The organism is Cellvibrio sp. ATLC23 (genome assembly GCF_057196725.1).
Map to the genome: position 1 here is coordinate 82,603 of NZ_JBXUOS010000007.1, position 16,775 is coordinate 99,377.

The 16,775-nt window shown below is 49.9% G+C and carries 15 protein-coding genes; 8 read left to right on the plus strand and 7 right to left on the minus strand.

The features are described from left to right. Window positions 1–35: 35 nt before the first annotated feature. The 5 genes from cgtA to AC2CG4_RS12645 all read right to left on the minus strand — a co-directional run bounded on the left by cgtA (window position 36) and on the right by AC2CG4_RS12645 (window position 3,461). A complete protein-coding gene (cgtA, locus tag AC2CG4_RS12625; RefSeq protein WP_062064490.1) occupies window positions 36–1,238 on the minus strand; it encodes an Obg family GTPase CgtA in 1,203 nt (400 codons plus the stop codon). Between the two features lie 134 nt (window positions 1,239–1,372). Beyond that, on the minus strand, window positions 1,373–1,633 hold the full coding sequence (gene rpmA / locus AC2CG4_RS12630) for a 50S ribosomal protein L27 (protein ID WP_007640051.1): 261 nt from the start codon (window positions 1,631–1,633) through the stop codon (window positions 1,373–1,375). 16 nt (window positions 1,634–1,649) lie between these two features. Continuing rightward, window positions 1,650–1,967, minus strand: coding sequence for a 50S ribosomal protein L21 (gene rplU, locus AC2CG4_RS12635; protein ID WP_484486597.1), 318 nt, complete (start codon window positions 1,965–1,967; stop codon window positions 1,650–1,652). A 140-nt stretch (window positions 1,968–2,107) separates the two neighbouring features. After that, window positions 2,108–3,028, minus strand: coding sequence for an alpha/beta hydrolase (locus AC2CG4_RS12640; protein WP_484486598.1), 921 nt, complete (start codon window positions 3,026–3,028; stop codon window positions 2,108–2,110). A 79-nt stretch (window positions 3,029–3,107) separates the two neighbouring features. Further along, the gene (locus tag AC2CG4_RS12645; RefSeq protein WP_484486599.1) at window positions 3,108–3,461 is read right to left on the minus strand and encodes a zinc ribbon-containing protein; all 354 of its coding nucleotides are present in this window, start codon (window positions 3,459–3,461) and stop codon (window positions 3,108–3,110) included. A 196-nt stretch (window positions 3,462–3,657) separates the two neighbouring features. On the opposite strand from AC2CG4_RS12645, the gene AC2CG4_RS12650 reads away from it, so the two are divergent. The 6 genes from AC2CG4_RS12650 (at window position 3,658) to axe2C (ending at window position 11,938) form a co-directional block, all read left to right on the plus strand. Continuing rightward, the gene (locus AC2CG4_RS12650) at window positions 3,658–5,643 is read left to right on the plus strand and encodes an alpha/beta hydrolase family protein (RefSeq protein ID WP_484486600.1); all 1,986 of its coding nucleotides are present in this window, start codon (window positions 3,658–3,660) and stop codon (window positions 5,641–5,643) included. A 183-nt stretch (window positions 5,644–5,826) separates the two neighbouring features. Continuing rightward, window positions 5,827–8,289, plus strand: coding sequence for a leucine--tRNA ligase (leuS, locus tag AC2CG4_RS12655; protein ID WP_484486601.1), 2,463 nt, complete (start codon window positions 5,827–5,829; stop codon window positions 8,287–8,289). A 114-nt stretch (window positions 8,290–8,403) separates the two neighbouring features. Beyond that, on the plus strand, window positions 8,404–8,931 hold the full coding sequence (locus tag AC2CG4_RS12660; protein ID WP_484486602.1) for an LPS-assembly lipoprotein LptE: 528 nt from the start codon (window positions 8,404–8,406) through the stop codon (window positions 8,929–8,931). A 1-nt stretch (window position 8,932) separates the two neighbouring features. Further along, window positions 8,933–9,982: a DNA polymerase III subunit delta gene (holA, locus tag AC2CG4_RS12665; protein ID WP_062064503.1), complete on the plus strand. Its 1,050-nt coding sequence runs from the start codon at window positions 8,933–8,935 to the stop codon at window positions 9,980–9,982. Between the two features lie 138 nt (window positions 9,983–10,120). Beyond that, entirely contained in the window at window positions 10,121–10,867 is a 747-nt protein-coding gene (locus AC2CG4_RS12670; RefSeq protein ID WP_484486603.1) for a GDSL-type esterase/lipase family protein, read from the plus strand. 12 nt (window positions 10,868–10,879) lie between these two features. Continuing rightward, on the plus strand, window positions 10,880–11,938 hold the full coding sequence (gene axe2C / locus AC2CG4_RS12675; RefSeq protein WP_484486604.1) for a bifunctional acetylxylan esterase/glucomannan deacetylase AxeC2: 1,059 nt from the start codon (window positions 10,880–10,882) through the stop codon (window positions 11,936–11,938). 78 nt (window positions 11,939–12,016) lie between these two features. On the opposite strand, the gene AC2CG4_RS12680 is transcribed toward axe2C, so the two are convergent. Together AC2CG4_RS12680 and AC2CG4_RS12685 are read right to left on the minus strand one after the other, a co-directional pair. Continuing rightward, window positions 12,017–14,608, minus strand: a complete 2,592-nt coding sequence (locus tag AC2CG4_RS12680; protein WP_484486605.1) for an efflux RND transporter permease subunit — start codon at window positions 14,606–14,608, stop codon at window positions 12,017–12,019. A gap of 172 nt (window positions 14,609–14,780) precedes the next feature. After that, window positions 14,781–15,101 (minus strand): Rdx family protein, encoded by a 321-nt coding sequence (locus AC2CG4_RS12685; RefSeq protein ID WP_484486606.1) that lies wholly within the window; start codon window positions 15,099–15,101, stop codon window positions 14,781–14,783. A 139-nt stretch (window positions 15,102–15,240) separates the two neighbouring features. Between AC2CG4_RS12685 and AC2CG4_RS12690 the strand changes: the two genes are divergently transcribed. Together AC2CG4_RS12690 and ppa are read left to right on the plus strand one after the other, a co-directional pair. Continuing rightward, a complete protein-coding gene (locus tag AC2CG4_RS12690) occupies window positions 15,241–16,071 on the plus strand; it encodes an FHA domain-containing protein (protein ID WP_484486607.1) in 831 nt (276 codons plus the stop codon). 102 nt (window positions 16,072–16,173) lie between these two features. Further along, window positions 16,174–16,704 carry an inorganic diphosphatase gene (gene ppa / locus AC2CG4_RS12695; RefSeq protein WP_484486608.1) on the plus strand — a complete coding sequence of 177 codons (531 nt, stop codon included), beginning with the start codon at window positions 16,174–16,176 and terminating at the stop codon, window positions 16,702–16,704. The last annotated feature ends 71 nt before the right edge of the window (window positions 16,705–16,775 follow it).

Sequence of the window (16,775 nt, forward strand, 5' to 3'; positions counted from 1 at the left end):
TACACTATTTTGCGCTTGACGCTAATTGACCGGCATTAGTGATTAACGTAAATAACTTCAACATCGTAATCGTCTTCGTTGAAGTTATCATCGTCATCTTCACCGCGTGCACGACGGGCTTCACGCTGCGCCAAACGCAATTCTTCAATGCGATCGCGCGCTTCCTGTGCCATTTGGTTTTGCAATTCAGTTTCGCGCTCACGCGCTTCCGGATTGGTTTTTTCTTCTTCCCAAATCGCTTCCAACAACTCCATCGCCTTACCTGCAAGCGGCATAGTGCCTTCGCGATTCAACGCCGAAATGCGGAATACCGGGCCGGTCCAACCCAAATCATCAATCACTGCCTGACAGCGCGCTTCCACTTCGTCGGGCGGCAGCAAGTCAATTTTATTGAGCAGCAACCAGCGATCGCGCGTGGCGAGTGTCGGGCTGAATTTTTCCAACTCATTGGCGATAATGCGCACATTATCGGCGGGATTAGTGTCATCCACCGGCGCCATATCAACCATATGCATCAGTACACGGCAGCGGGTCAAATGCTTGAGAAAACGCACACCAAGACCAGCACCTTCCGCAGCACCTTCGATTACACCGGGAATATCGGCGATTACAAAACTGCGGTGCTGCTGCACCTTTACTACACCGAGATTTGGCACCAGCGTGGTAAATGGGTAATCCGCCACTTTGGGTTTGGCCGAGCTTACCGCACGAATAAAACTGGATTTACCTGCATTGGGCAAACCGAGCATACCCACATCGGCAAGCACTTTTAATTCGAGCTTCAGGTTGCGCATTTCGCCTTCGGTTCCGGGCGATGTTTTGCGCGGCGTGCGGTTGGTACTGGTTTTAAAGCGAGTATTGCCCAAACCGTGGAAACCGCCTTGCGCGACTTTTAATTTTTGGCCGTGTTCGGTCAAATCGCCAAATACTTCTTCGGTATCGGTATCGATCACGGTGGTGCCCACCGGCACCGGCAAAAACAGATCGGCACCCTTAGCGCCGGTGCAATCTTTACTGCCGCCTTTTTGGCCATTTTCAGCGCGATACTTGGGCACAAAACGATAATCGATCAGCGTATTAAGGTTTTCATCGGCAACCAGAAACACACTGCCGCCATCGCCGCCATCGCCGCCGTCAGGGCCGCCTTTGGAAATAAACTTTTCCCTCCGGAAGCTCATGAAGCCGTTGCCGCCATTACCGGCCTCGACATGAATGGGTGCTTCATCAACAAATTTCACAGCTAACTCCAGAGGAAAAAAACAAAAATTTAATCTGCATATAAAAAAGCCCTGACGGATATCGGCAGGGCTTTTTTATTGTTCTTCATTTGCCCACTGCAAGCAGTAAGCTTGGCTGTTACTTTAGCGCAATATTAAGCAGCAGGAATGATGCTTACGTATTGACGGCCAAAAGCGCCTTTAATTTCGAACTTAACGGTACCGTCTACTTTCGCAAACAGAGTATGGTCTTTACCCAGACCTACGTTTACGCCAGCGTGGAACTTGGTGCCGCGTTGACGAACAATAATGCTGCCGCCAGAAATCAACTCGCCGCCGTAGGCTTTAACACCAAGGCGTTTCGCTTCTGAATCGCGACCGTTACGAGAACTACCAACCCCTTTCTTGTGAGCCATTTTCTAGCCTCCTCAATTAACCTGTGATAGCAGTGATTTTCACTTCGGTGAACCACTGACGGTGACCTTGACGCTTCATGTGGTGCTTACGACGACGGAACTTGATGATTTTCACTTTGTCCGCACGGCCGTGAGCAACTACTTCTGCAGTTACGGTAGCGCCATCTACAACAGGAGCGCCGATCTTGACGTCTGCACCGTTGGCAACCAGGTAAACTTTGTCGAATTGAACAACGCCACCGGTGGCGAAATCGATTTTTTCGAGTTTGAGGGTTTCACCCACAACTACGCGATGTTGCTTACCACCGCTTTCAAAAATTGCATATGCACTCATTTGGATGCTCCAAAACACTGGACGACACGAAGTAGCCGGGCGACATGCCCTATGGCGTTTGGGACTAGCGTCGTATACCCGCTTTTACAGGGGCGGCGATTGTATGCTAATGACTTGGTTTTCTGCAAGCTGAAAACTGATTATTTTATGAGCTTTAAACCTTTGAGCCAGGCCTCCAGCGCCAGCGGCCAATCGGACACACTGCCCTGCCCCTGAATCATGCCCACACCGTGAATGCCCGTTTGGTAAATATGCAGCTCCGACTGTTTATTATGCTTTTGCACCTCGGTAAAAAACGCGAGGCTATTGCTAACCGGCACTGCCTGATCGCCAATACCATGAAACATAAAAATCGGCGGCACAGCACTGGTCACTTGCGTTTGCAAGGAGTTCTCCTGCTCCAGCTTGGCGTCAGGGTTTTCCCCGAGCAAAGCTTTGCGCGACCCAGCATGAGCATCAGTCCCAGAGAGGGTGATAACCGGGTAAGCCAGAATGGCAAAGTCGGGATGTGCACTTATATCGCCAAGCGGATCATCCAGCGCAGATGCAAAGCCTGAGCGAGTGACAATACTCGCCGCCACATGCCCACCCGCCGAGAAGCCAATCACCCCCACTTTGGCCGGATCAATTCCCCACTGATCGGCATGTTTACGCACCAAACGCACAGCGCGTAAACCATCTAATAAAGGCGCAGGAAAACCGTATTCCTGCATCCGATACTTGACCACAAACGCGGCAACACCGCGCGCGGCAAACCACTTGGCGATATCCTGCCCCTCGTGTTTAATCGCCAAACGCACATAACCACCGCCGGGGAAAATCACCACTGCAGTGCCATTGGCCTTATCGGCCTCAGGCCAATAGGGAATCATGGCGGGATTATCCACCGCGTAAACACGCTGATCTTTTATATGTTCGCGGTCAGGGCTGACCAAAGGCTTTTCATCCCACAAATAGATAGGATCGATAGGTAATTCACTCACAGGCTGGGCAACTCCAACAATCGGCAAGCAAAAGAACAGAGCAAGCACACCCAAAGTGCGACCCGGAGATAAATACATGGCAATGTCACTCGCTCTCGCTAGTTATAAAACGAGCACGAGTCTAGCATGTTAATAATATAAATAAACACACCAAGCATCAGTGACGAAACTGCGACTCCTCATCGCCCCACCAGTGATGCAACTGCCAATCGACGCGGGTAGGGTCTGCGGCACTTAACAACCACTTGCCCGTAATCAGCTCCCACTGGGAAAGCCCACCACTTATCTCCGCCCAAACACCGTGGATATCATCATTTATATAGGCCTTAGCCAGATCAACTTCCTCACCCAGCATTTGCTCGGCGGTAAGCTCCAACTTGACCAAGCCATCTATTTCATGTTTTAGCGCACCCATTGCACCCGCTTGCACAGAACTAAGCGGCAAATCTAGCTGGGTCACATGGTAGGGATTATTCGTTACTGACGATGTAGGATGATTGCCGGACTTCATAAAAACACCTCGCAAAAGTGCCAATGTAATACCAACATAATGATCTGACGCCCTCGACAAATGGCGCCACTTTTTTTTGCAAATTAGACAGGCAATCCATAGTATAGCCGCCAATCGACGCAAGCTGGCGCCAACCATTATTCTATTTCCCTCGCTTGCATCCCAACTGAAATAACAATGCTGACACGGAGCTGTTATGAAACTGTACCTTTCTATTTTTATTTCCTTATTTTTGTACCATTTCCCGCTTATGGCGTCCGCTCAAACCTTAACGGTGGACGACTTTATGGCCGACCCGGCACTACTTGATATGGACATATCGCCCAGCGGCCGTTACCTCGCTGAAGTGCGCCAACAAGATAAAACCCGGATAGCGGTAATCCGCGACATGAATACCCCTGACTTCAAAATTATCGGCCGGATAAGCGACCGCGTCATTCGCCCTTATGCAGTCACTTGGGCTAAAGACGATCGGCTCATCGTGCATTTATTGGTGCCCTACAACACCAATAAAGTTATACGCGACGCTAAAAAGGACGAGGATTTTGACATCAATGATAATTTTTTATTCAGTCGCTCTATCGCCGTAGATCCGGACGGGAAAAACCCGGCTGCACTGATGACCGATACACGCTCCCAGCGCTTTCGCGTCAATCTATCGCATATCCGCCACACCCTGCCAGAAGACCCACAGCACATATTGATGAGCAGCTTCCACAACGAGAGACTGACCCTATTTAAAGTTAATGTGTTTGATGGCGTGAGTGAAAAAGTGCTGACTGGCGGCCGCAATACCACCCACTTTATTTGCGAGACCGATGGCACACCACGCTACCGGGTCGACTACCTTCACATTCGCAAAAAGTTGAAAATTCTTGAGTTAGTTGGCAAAGACGACTGGATCGAAGTAGATCAGATTCAAATTGAGCCAGACAAAGAAAATACCGAAGATAGCGGTATATTAGTTGGGCTCACTATTAAAGGCGCGCTGACTTACCGCAAAAAAAATCCTATCACTGGGTTTTATGAACTTGTTGAGCAAAACCGCACCGATAAAACGATCAAGGTATTGGCCTCATCGCCCACTCACGATATTGCCGGACTCATTTATCAAGGGGGCAATGATCAAGTGATAGGCTACAAGGTTGAAGAAGACATTTTGGTCAACAAATACTTCGATACCAAGCGACAAAACACCTACGACAGTATTCGCAAACGCCTGTATGGCTACGGTTTTCATTACCTAAGCAGCGACAGCAAAAACAAACATATAGCAATAAAATCCTATGGCATGGATCTTCCTGCCGGCTATTACCTTTACAACCAACAAAACGATGAGCTGAAATTTTACGATCTGGGCTATAAAAGTTTACCCGCGGAAAAACTGGGCATGCCCGGAATAGCCACCTACAGCAGTCGCGATGGCAAACCCATCCGCATGTACCTATTGTTTCCGCCCAATTACCAAAAAGGCCAAAAATACCCATTGGTGGTGATGCCTCATGGCGGACCGCAGAGCCGCGACTATGCGTTATATAACGACTACGCTGCATTTGTTGCCAGCCAAGGGTATTTTGTTGCGCAGCCCAATTTCCGTGGATCAACCGGCTACGGCAAAGAGTTTGAGGAGGCGGGTTACAAACAATGGGGCGGAATCATGCAGGACGATCTGCAGGACGCCGCCCGATACCTCATCAAACAAGGCTACATTCAAGAAGACAAAATCTGTTTGGTCGGGAGCTCTTATGGTGGTTATGCTGCACTGATGGGACTGGTCAAGCATGGCGATTTTTACAAATGCGCCATCAGTATTAATGGTGTCACCCACCTTGCCAACCAAATCAAATTTGATCAGAAACGGTTCAGAAAGCGCCCTGAATTGGTCGAGTGGGTACATAAAACCATTGGCAATCCAGATACCGACACCAAGTTGCTCACCGCCAACTCTCCACTGCTACATATCGGGAAAATCAACGCTCCGGTAATGATTGTGGCCGGAACCGACGACAAAGTTGTGCCATATAAACAATCCAAATCCTTAGTAAAGGCTTTGAAAAAAGCAGACAAACAAGTGGAATGGATCTCACTTGAAGACACTGGCCATCAAGCAATGTATTTTGACGAAGATCGGGAAAATATTTACACCAAAACACAAGACTTTCTCGCCAAACACCTGCGCTAGTCACACACCTCGGCTAGCAGATCAAATACTGGCCGCGCGACCCCTCTCCCTTAATCCTACCGGAAGGAGGGGTTCGCGTTTTATCCGCGATTATTACCCCTTTTCAGTGTCATCACTCTATAATCACTGCCTTTCTAACACCCCACTTACGATAGGCCTTAGATCCAAATGCAAGAGCGCCCCATGCAAGAACAATACACTCCCGCCGAAGTTGAAGCCCAAGCCCAGCAATACTGGGAAGAACACCAGAGCTTCAAGGTTATTGAAGATCGCAGCAAAGAAAAATTTTATTGCCTGGCGATGTTTCCCTACCCAAGCGGCAGGCTACACATGGGGCACGTGCGCAACTACACCCTCACCGATGTAATCGCACGCTATCAGCGCATGCAGGGCAAAAATGTATTGCACCCAATGGGTTGGGACGCGTTTGGCCTGCCAGCGGAGAACGCTGCGCTCAAGCACCAAACTGCACCTGCCGCTTGGACCTATTCAAATACCGATCACATGCGCAGCCAGCTGAAGCAGCTCGGTTTTGGTTTTGACTGGTCCCGCGAGCTGACCACCTGCAAACCCGAATACTACAAATGGGAACAGTGGTTCTTTACTCGTCTGTACGAAAAAGGCTTGGTGTACAAGCGCATGGCGACAGTGAATTGGGACCCGGTAGACCACACCGTACTGGCCAACGAGCAAGTGATCGACGGCCGCGGCTGGCGCTCAGGCGCCTTGGTTGAGCGCAAAGAAATTCCTCAGTGGTTTATCAAAATCACCGATTACGCCGACGAATTGCTCAATGATCTGGACAAGCTGCCCAACTGGCCAGAACAAGTCAAAACCATGCAGCGCAACTGGATCGGCAAGAGCCGCGGCTTGGAGATGCACTTTAGCTTGGCCGCAGCCGTGGGCGAATTTACCGGCTTCGACATCTATACCACCCGCCCCGATACCATCATGGGCGTGACTTACGTCAGCCTCGCCGCTGAGCATCCGATTGCCAAATTGCTCGCAGAGACAAATCCTGAACTGGCGCAATTTATCGCCGAATGCAAAGTGCAATCGGTTGCCGAAGCCGATATGGCGACCATGGAAAAACGCGGTATCGATACCGGCATAAAAGCCCTGCATCCCATTACCGGTGAACCGGTATCAGTGTGGATCGCCAACTATGTGCTGATGGATTACGGCTCAGGCGCGGTGATGGCGGTACCGGCGCACGACCAGCGCGATTATGAATTTGCACAAAAGTACAACTTGCCAATCTCTCAGGTCATCGCCCCCCAAAATGGCGAAGCGATTGATCTAAGCAAAGCGGCTTTTACTGAAAAAGGCGTTCTGGTGAACTCCGGTGAATACGACGGGCTGGACTTTAATGCCGCCTTCGATGCTATCGCCAGCACCTTGGAAATGGCGCACAAGGGTCAGGTGAAAGTGAATTATCGCCTGCGCGACTGGGGTGTATCCCGTCAGCGCTACTGGGGTGCGCCCATCCCCATGTTCAACCTGCCCGACGGCGGCGAAATTCCGGTTCCCGCACACAAACTTCCCGTATTGCTGCCGGAAGATGTGGTGATGAATGGCGTTCACTCGCCAATCAAAGCCGATCCTGAGTGGCGCAAAGATGAATTAGATGGCCAAGCGGTTGAACGCGAAACCGATACCTTCGATACCTTTATGGAATCCAGCTGGTACTACGCGCGCTATACCTGTCCGAACTTTGAAGGCGGCATGCTCGACAAAGCCGCGGCCGATTACTGGCTGCCCGTTGACCAGTATGTAGGCGGTATCGAACACGCCATCCTCCACCTGCTCTACTCGCGTTTCTTCCACAAGTTGATGCGCGATGAAGGTTTGGTCAGCTGCGATGAACCCTTCGACCGTTTACTCTGCCAAGGCATGGTATTAAAAGACGGCACCAAGATGAGCAAATCCAAGGGCAACACGGTTGACCCGGAAGAGCTGATCAACCAATACGGCGCCGATACCGTGCGCTTGTTCTCCATGTTTGCCGCACCACCAGAGCAGAGCATGGAGTGGAGCGATTCGGGCGTGGAAGGCGCTAACCGCTTCTTGCGTCGTTTGTGGAAAGCTGTTGAAGGCCACATCAATGCCGGCACCCCGGGCAAGCTGGATATAGACGCACTGCCGCAAGCACAGAAAGACCTGCGCCGCAAAACGCACGAAACCATCCAAAAAGTCAGCGATGACTATGGCCGTCGCCAAACTTTTAACACCGCAATTGCCGCAACCATGGAATTGCTCAACGAAACCAGCAAACTCGCCGACCGCGCTAATCCACTGGGCTTAGCCGTTGAACGCGAAGCGCTGGAAACGGCGATTTTGGTGCTCGCGCCCATCGTGCCACACATCAGCCATTCACTCTGGCAAGCGCTCGGTCACCAGAGCATTCCACTCAATGAACAATGGCCAAGCCTTGATGAAAGTGCGCTAGTGCGCTCGACTATCGAAGTCGTTATTCAGGTAAACGGCAAATTGCGCGGCAAATTGGATGCGGCAGTTGATGCACCCAAAGAGCAGCTCGAAGCCGATGCCCTCGCACAGGAAAATGTGCAGCGCTTCCTTGAAGGTGTCACCGTGCGCAAAGTAATTGTGGTGCCCAACAAGCTTGTGAACATTGTTGCCAATTAAGCAGAGCGTTAACCTCTAAAAGCGAATCCCCCTAGTCCCCTTTTTCAAAGGGGGGACACAAACCCCCTCCCTTTGAAAAAGGGAGGCTGGGAGGGATTAAAAATCGAGAGTCATATGAAAAAAATTATCGTCAGTTTATTAGTGCTTAGCCTCTCTGCCTGTGGCTGGCATTTACGCGGCTCAGCAGCCGGTGAAGATAAACTGGCGATGACTAGCCCGCTGGATTTAGTGATCGCCACCAAAGACGATCACAGCCCGTTGATCAATGCATTACGCCAAGCGCTGCCCGGCTATAAAATCAATGAATTGACTACCGCAAACACCAACGCACTCACACTTAATCTGAGCCGCGAAGTGTTGGATAAACGCACTGCCGGTGTCGGCAGCGATGCACTCACCAGCGCCTATGAAATTATCCTGCGCGTGGATTACAGCGTCAGCAATGCAAAGGGCGTCATCACCCCGCGCGACACCAATGCACGCATCTCGCGCACCTACAATTACAACGTCAACAATGCCAACGGTGCCGCGCAAGAAGAAGAATTAGTGCTGCGCGAAATGCGCCGCGAACTGGCCAATAGCATTTTGCGCCGCGTTAAAAACCTCAGCGTAAAAACACCAGCAACCTCAGCGGCACCATAAGATGCCCAAGCTACGCGCCGAGCAACTCAGTGCCGCACTCAACAAGCAACTGGCACCTATTTATTTAGTCTCAGGCGATGAGCCGCTGCTGATTCAAGAGTGCTGCGACCAGATTCGCGCCGCCGCGCGCAAAAATGGTTTTAGCGAGCGCGAGCTGTACCATATCGACACCAGTTTTGATTGGAACCAACTGCTCGCCTCCGCCAACAGCCTCTCGCTGTTTGCCGAGAAAAAAATTATTGAAGTGCGCATGCCGAGCGGCAAACCCGGCGATAAAGGCGGCAAAGCTTTACAGGAATATGCGCAGTCACCCGCCCCCGATAATTTGCTGTTAATCGTTACCGAAAAACTCGACGGCGCCACACAAAAAAGCAAATGGTTTAAAGCCATTGAAGATGCCGGCCAACATATCCAAATCTGGCCGATTGCCCCCGCGCAATTACCGCGCTGGATTGGCGTGCGCTTGCAACAATCCGGTTTACACGCCGATAGCGATGCGATCGATTTACTCGCCTCGCGCATCGAAGGCAATTTGCTCGCCGCGGCGCAGGAAATCGAAAAATTAAAATTGCTCGCCACTGACAACCGCATCAGCTATGAGTTGATGGCGTCGGTGGTTGCCGACAGCGCGCGCTACGATGTATTTGGCCTCACCGACAAAGCCCTGCACGGCGACGCCCGCGCCGCCGTGCGCACCTTGCAAGGTTTAAAAACCGAAGGCACCGAACCGATTAACATCCTCTGGGCGGTGACCCGCGAAATTCGCGCGCTGGTACAAATCTCCCAAGCCGTGGCGCAGGGCAAACATTTTGAATGGGCGGCAAAACAAGCCGGTGTGTGGGACAAACGTCAACCGCTCATGCAAACCGCACTGCGCCGCTTAAAACCCGCACAACTGCAGCAATTGCTGCGCAAAGCTAACGGCATAGATAAAGCAGTAAAAGGCATGCGTAATGCCGAACCCTGGGATGAGTTGCTCGATTTGATTTTAAATATCGCCGGAGTGCAAAGTTTGAATCTGCACAATGAGCGACTAAGCTTGAAAAACTAATAATAAGCGCACCAACGTGCGCAACCTGAGCAAACGAAAAAACACACAGCCTGCAATACAGTTCTGCCAATAATCATTTTTTGCAATGAGTAGCCATGGCAGATATTTTTCAACCGCTATTGAGCAGGAATACCCTCTATGATTCAGGCTAAAAAAGTACTTATCCAATCCTGTGCAGTACTCACTCTTACTGCGCTCTGTCAATTTGCTAGCGCCCTATCCCCAATGCCTCCCTCCGGCACCAGCCCCAGCAAACGCACTATCGAGTACGATTGGATGCCTGTTGCCGCTTGGGACAAAATGCACGCAGAAGATAAGGTCATCGCCGAGTATGAAGACATAAATGTGTTATTTCTCGGCGATTCGATTACGGCAGGTTGGGATTGGCAAATCTGGGAGAAAAACTTCAAACCCTTGAAGGCTGCCAATTTCGGCATCGGTGGCGACCACACCGCCAATGCACTCTGGCGTTTACAACACGGCGCCATCGGCAATATGCAACCCAAAGTGATTGTGCTGCTGATCGGCGTAAATAATTTTGGGCACCTTCACGAAACGCCCGAGCAAGTCGCCGCCGGCGTTACCAACGTAGTTGCGCAGCTACAACTGGCCTGGCCAAGCAGCAAAATATTGCTTAATGGCGTATTTCCCTTTGATGAACAAGCGACATCGGTAAGTCGCCAGCAGGTGAAAAAAGTAAACCAAATTATCGCGCAGCTCGATAACCGCAAAACAATTTTTTATAAAGATTACGGCCCCTTACTGCTGCAAAAAAACGGCAATATTTCACCCGAGATCATGAAAGACTTTTTACACCCCACATCCAAGGGCTATCAAATTTGGGCCGATGCAATGCTGCCCGACATTCAACAATTATTGAAATAAACAGGTGAAACCATGAATAAGATATTTGTTTCACTCAGTGTATTGATCGCAGCCATATTAATGAGCAATAGCCTGTGCGCGGAATCGGTAACCGCCAATGATTCACGCATTAGCCTGATGGGGCGCGCGCAACAACAGGGCGATGGCAGCCTGCGTTTTGCCTACCCAGGTGTCAGCCTGTTTTTAAATGTAGAAGGCGCAAGCTTGCAAATGTCCGGGCACAGCAATTCCGGCAACGGCTGGATTGATGTCATTGTGGATGACGCAGCACCCAAGCGGATTCAATTAACATCGGCACCCCAAACCTATGAATTATTTCGTTTTTCTGAAGCGGGAAAACACAAAGTGCGCATCACCAACCGCACCGAAACCTGGCAGGGTATAAACACTATCAGCGGGTTTATTGCAGATAAAGGCCAACTGCTTGGCGCATCGCCCTTACCCAAACGAAAATTATTATTTTTAGGCGATTCGGTAACCTGTGCTGAAATGATTGATCGCATCCCCGGAGAAAAAGCCAATCCCAGTTGGTCTAATGCGCGCGAGTCATACGGCATGCTGACCGCCGCCGCACTCAATGCGCAGGTGCAGCTAGTCTGTTACGGCGGCCGGGGTTTGGTGCGCAGCTGGAACGGTAAAACCGACGAATTCAATCTGCCGGATTTTTATCCGTTAACCATTGCCGATCAAACGGCGCCAGTTAGCTGGGATAAAACATCCTACCAACCTGATTTAATTATCAGCGCTATAGGCACCAATGATTTCAGCCAAGGAATTCCCGCACGCGAACACTATGTCAGCACTTACGTAAAACTCGTAAATCAATTATTAACAGACTACCCGCAAGCGCATATCGCACTCACCGAGGGAGCCATTTTAAATGGCGACAAAAAAGCGGCACTCATTGACTACATTCGCGAAACTATTTCGCGCGTCAACGGCACTCGAGTGCATCAAGTAACCTCGCCACATTATCCTGGGGATGCGCAGGACGCCCACCCAACCAAAGCGCAACATGCTGCTATGGCAGAGGATTTAACACCGCAATTAAAAGCATTGATGGATTGGTAAACCCGTCACCAAAAAAACAAAAGGGCGCAAAAATGCGCCCTTTTGTTTTTCTGGCACCGACAACGGCTCAGCAAAGAACTAATTTCCTTCGCCAAATGGCTTCAGCATTAAAATCAATTTCGGTAACAGGGTTAATGACCCCATCACTGCCATCAGCATGGCAAATGCGGTGAGTGCACCAAAATAAATTGATGGAATAAATTGTGACAGCATCAAAATTGAGAAGCCCACAATAATAGTGACTGAGGTGTAATACATGGCGCGCCCGATGGATGCATGAGAGCGGTGCATTGCTGCAACGTAATTCTGATCTTGCGCAAACTCAATGCGGAAGCGATAAAAATATTGAATCGCCTGATCCACACCTACGCCCACCACAATTGCAGCTATGGTAGTGGTCATCATATCGAGCGGAATCCCTACCAAGCCCATAGCACCAAGCACCGTACCGGCAGCCAGAATATTCGGCAGAATAGCAATCAGGGCAATTTTTATTGAGCGGAACAAAATCATCATCATCAGCATGATGGAGATAAACACCACGCCAATTGTTGAGATTTGCGAGGCAAATAAACTCTGCAACATATTGTTATAGAGCACCAACATGCCGGTGAAATTAACCTGCTCTGGCTTAAAACCGACATCGGCAAGCGCGTAGTGACGAATTTTTTCCACCAGCTCTGCGCGTTTTAAATTGGGTGTAGTTTCAATTACACGCAAGGTGATACGAGTTTGCTGTGCCTCATCTACCAAATAAGGTGTGATCAAAAAGTTTTTGATGTCATCGGACAGCATATTGCGCAGCACATTCAACTCAAAATCATTCAACTTGCCTTTGTTGATGTCGTGCGCCAATTGATACACAGTGGCGAGCGATTGCACCTTGCCCACTTCCGGCAGGGATTCCAAATAGTTGTGCAGTTGTTTGATTTGATCCAGACCCGCTACGCTAAACCAGTAGCTAGGCGCGCTTTTCGCTGCACCAGTGCCATCAGCAAATGGGTCTTCGTCACCAACCTCAGCAAACGGGTCGGCATCATCAGCAAAGGGATCCTCTTCATGTTCTGCAAAAGTATCTTCATCTTCGGCGAAGGGATCTTCCTCATCGCCTGCCTCTGCATCGACGATATCGATGGTGTTTTTATCGGCATCGAGAATAATATCAAGCGTTACTGTACCGCCAAGCTGGCGATCTATCACACTCAAACCCTGATGGATTTCGCTGTCGCTTTTAAAATAATCAACAAAACGATTTTCCACTTCCAGCCGACTAATACCCCACACGCTGATACTGGCAACGATTAATGCCAGCACTAAAATTGTGCTGCCGTGAAGCTCAGCTAATTTGGAAAAACGCACAGTGAGTGCGGCAGAGTTATCGCCGCGATCTTTTGCTTCGCCTTTAGGCAAAATCATCAAGCCTGCGGGCAGCACTACAAATACCAGCACAAACCCAACCATCAAACCAATCGTCATCATCCAACCAAAATCAATCACCGGGCGTATGCCACTCATCACCAGCGACATAAACGCCACTATGGTGGTCAATGCAGAATACAAACAGGGCACTGCCATATCGCGCATGGTTTGCAAAACTATTTCAGCCTGATCCAGTTCGGGATTGAGTGCATGAATTTCGCGATAGCGCACTACTACATAAATAGTGAACGCAAATACCATAATTAATAACAGCGCAACAAAATTAGAGGAGATAACCGTAAGCCGCCAGTCGATCCAACTCAACCAACCGAGCATTAAAGTGACCGACATCAAACACACCGCGAGCGGCAATACCACAAAGCGCCACTGACGAAATAAAAATGCCAACATAAACACAATAAACGCCAACAGTGCACTGCCAAATACCACTAGATCACTTTTGATATAAGCGATCATATCGGTGGTGATCATGCTTACACCGCCGAGAAAAATTTGCGCGCGGTCGCGATATGCGGCCGCTATTTCGCGCACAATTTCCACTCGCGCCGCGTCCTGTGCTGCAGTTTTAGTACGGTAATCCAAAAACTCGGCCGACACCTGCGCCAGCTCTTGTGCTTCACTTTCGCTCAACCCCTCTTTGTCGCGCTTCATGCGCAGTGCATCGCGCTGACGCGCCAACTGGATATAGTGATTATTTACTTTTAAATTGAGCAAAATTGCCGAGGTAGTTCCATCGGGGCTCAACAACATATCGCGATAAATCGGGCTGGTTAAAAACTCCTGTTTGACCATTGCGCGATCCACACCGGGGGTGAGCAGCGTGCGGGTCGATTCTTTTTGCTCCGCGAGTGGGCGCATGGGGCTATAGAGCAGCGGTACATCGATCATGGAGTAGACACTCGCCACACCATCAACACTCGCTAACTCATCGCGCAACTGTTTGAGTGTATCGATCGACTCATCGGAAAACATCTCCGCTTTCGGCGCGTAGGTAAGCACCAAAAAATCACCGCTTTGGTAGCGCTTGGAAATTTCACGCAGATAATCAATCGAGGTATCGTGCTCCAGCGTGAGCGAGTCAGCCGAGGCATCCAACTTGAAGTTGGTCATCCCAGCTGCGGCCAACAGGGTGAGCAACACCAATGCTGTCAACACATGGTGGGGGCGACGAATAACAAGCGCGCGGTAGAGCCGATTGAGTGACGAATAAAAACGTAAAAATAGTTGCATGAAAAAATCCGGTTGGTGAATTTCCCTGAACAAAAAGCTTGGGTGACAAACCCCCGAATTGGGGCTCAGCCAGTGGGTATAGGCCAGAGGGCAGCCATTATGCCAGCCACCCTTATGTAAAACAGTAAAAAGCCCATCAACTCAGGGCGGCAGAAACGATTTGTTACAAAAGTCAGCCTTTTTTGCTGTGCCCATCGCTATGGCCAAGCGAACGCTCCGGGCAAAGCAAATCGCGCACTCGTTGTTTTAGTTCTTTGGCCTCGGGAAAGCCGCCATCGCTAACCCTGTCCCAAATCAATTCGTTATTGAGCCAGACGTGAAAAATGCCCCCTGTGCCTGGGTGCAAGGCTACTTCATCCAACTCACCATCAAAGGTGCTGAGCAGCTCCTGGGCTAGCCACGCCGAACGCAGCATCCAACGGCACATATTGCAGTAATGAATAACCACTTTATTTTTTGGTTGCGGAAGGGAATACTCAGTAATATCAGCCATTTGATTGCCCTTTGGGGTATGAGTTAATAGAATTCGATGATAAGGTCATTCAGATCACAGGATCGTCGCCAAAAATAGGCAAATTCAGGGTAGATAACGGCAAAAAAAGATTATTTATACGACAAAAACGGAATCTGCCATGCTCAAACTTCATTTTAAGGACAACCGACGCCCGCCGCTCTGGGTCGTTGAGAAACTGTTCTCGATTGGCAGATCGGCAGATAATCATCTGGTAATTGATGAAGAAGGTATAGATCCGGCACACGCCAAAGTCGTTCAAGAAAGCACCAAATATTTTCTCAAAGATAACAACAGCGCAAGCGGCTGCTTTATCAACGGCCAGCGCATCACCCAAAAAGAAATTTTCCCCGGCGATATTATCAAAATTGGCAGTTGTGAAATTATCGTACTTGACCCACGCAGTTTGCCCGACAAAACCAAAGATACTTACAGCGCGCCCTGGCGCTTAGTTTCCGACAGCAGCTGGCTAGCGGGTAAACATTTTATTCTGCTGCCCGAGCGCGGCACAGTGATTGGGCGCGGCAACCAGTGCGACATAGTTATCCCGGGCACCCATTTGTCGCGCCGCCACACCGAAATCAGCGTCGAAGGCAATCATCTGCGCGTTAAAGACCTTGGCTCGGCCAACGGCACTTTCCTCAATGAACTGCGGATTGATAACGCCACCGCCAATAATGGCGACCGATTGCGTCTGGATGTGTATACCTTCCGCATAGTGGCGCCGGATCTGGAAGAAAATAAAACCCGCATCCGCAAACCCATCGATGAACTGAGCAAACCGGTCGCGCGCAAACTGCCCAGTAGCGAACCCAAACGTTGGAAAACCCGTCCCACTTCGCCCGGCAATCGCATTGAACCCAATTTAAACAGTGGCCGCCGCAACGCATGGTTAGCGTTGATCGCCGCCGCCTTACTGGCCGTTGCTATCGTCGCCTTTTTGTTGTGGTAGAATCCGCCGCCTATTAGCTTAAAGAATGCTGCGACACCCACTTTGAAACCATTAGCTACAATTACCCATTAATTTTTAATCCATAGACGTCAGGAACACACCATGAGTTTTGAACTTGTCCCTGCGGGCAAAAGCCTGCCCGATGACTTTAACGTGGTTATCGAAATCCCCATGAATTCCGGTATCAAGTACGAGATCGACAAAGACAGTAACGCGCTGTTTGTCGACCGCTTGGTAAGCACTGCCATGTACTACCCATGCAACTATGGCTACATCCCCAACACCCTGTGCGGTGATGGCGATGCCGCCGACGTATTGGTAGTGTTCCCGCAGCCAGTACAGGCAGGCTCAGTGATTCGCTGCCGCCCACTGGGCGTACTGAAGATGACCGATGAAGCCGGTGAAGATGCAAAAATTGTTGCTGTTCCACACGATAAACTGACTACGCTTTACAGCAATGTAAAAACCCTGCAAGACTTGCCGGAAATTACCCTCAAGCAAATTGAACACTTCTTTGAACACTACAAAGATCTGGAAAAAGGCAAGTGGGTAAAAGTGGCAGGCTGGGGCGATTTGGAAGAAGCGCGCGCAGAAATTGTGAAAGCCGCTGAAACCTATAACGCTGGCAAATAAATTTATAAAAAAAATACCGAAAAAGCTGTATCAACCGCTTGATCAGGTGAGAGAGATCACAGGGGCTAGCT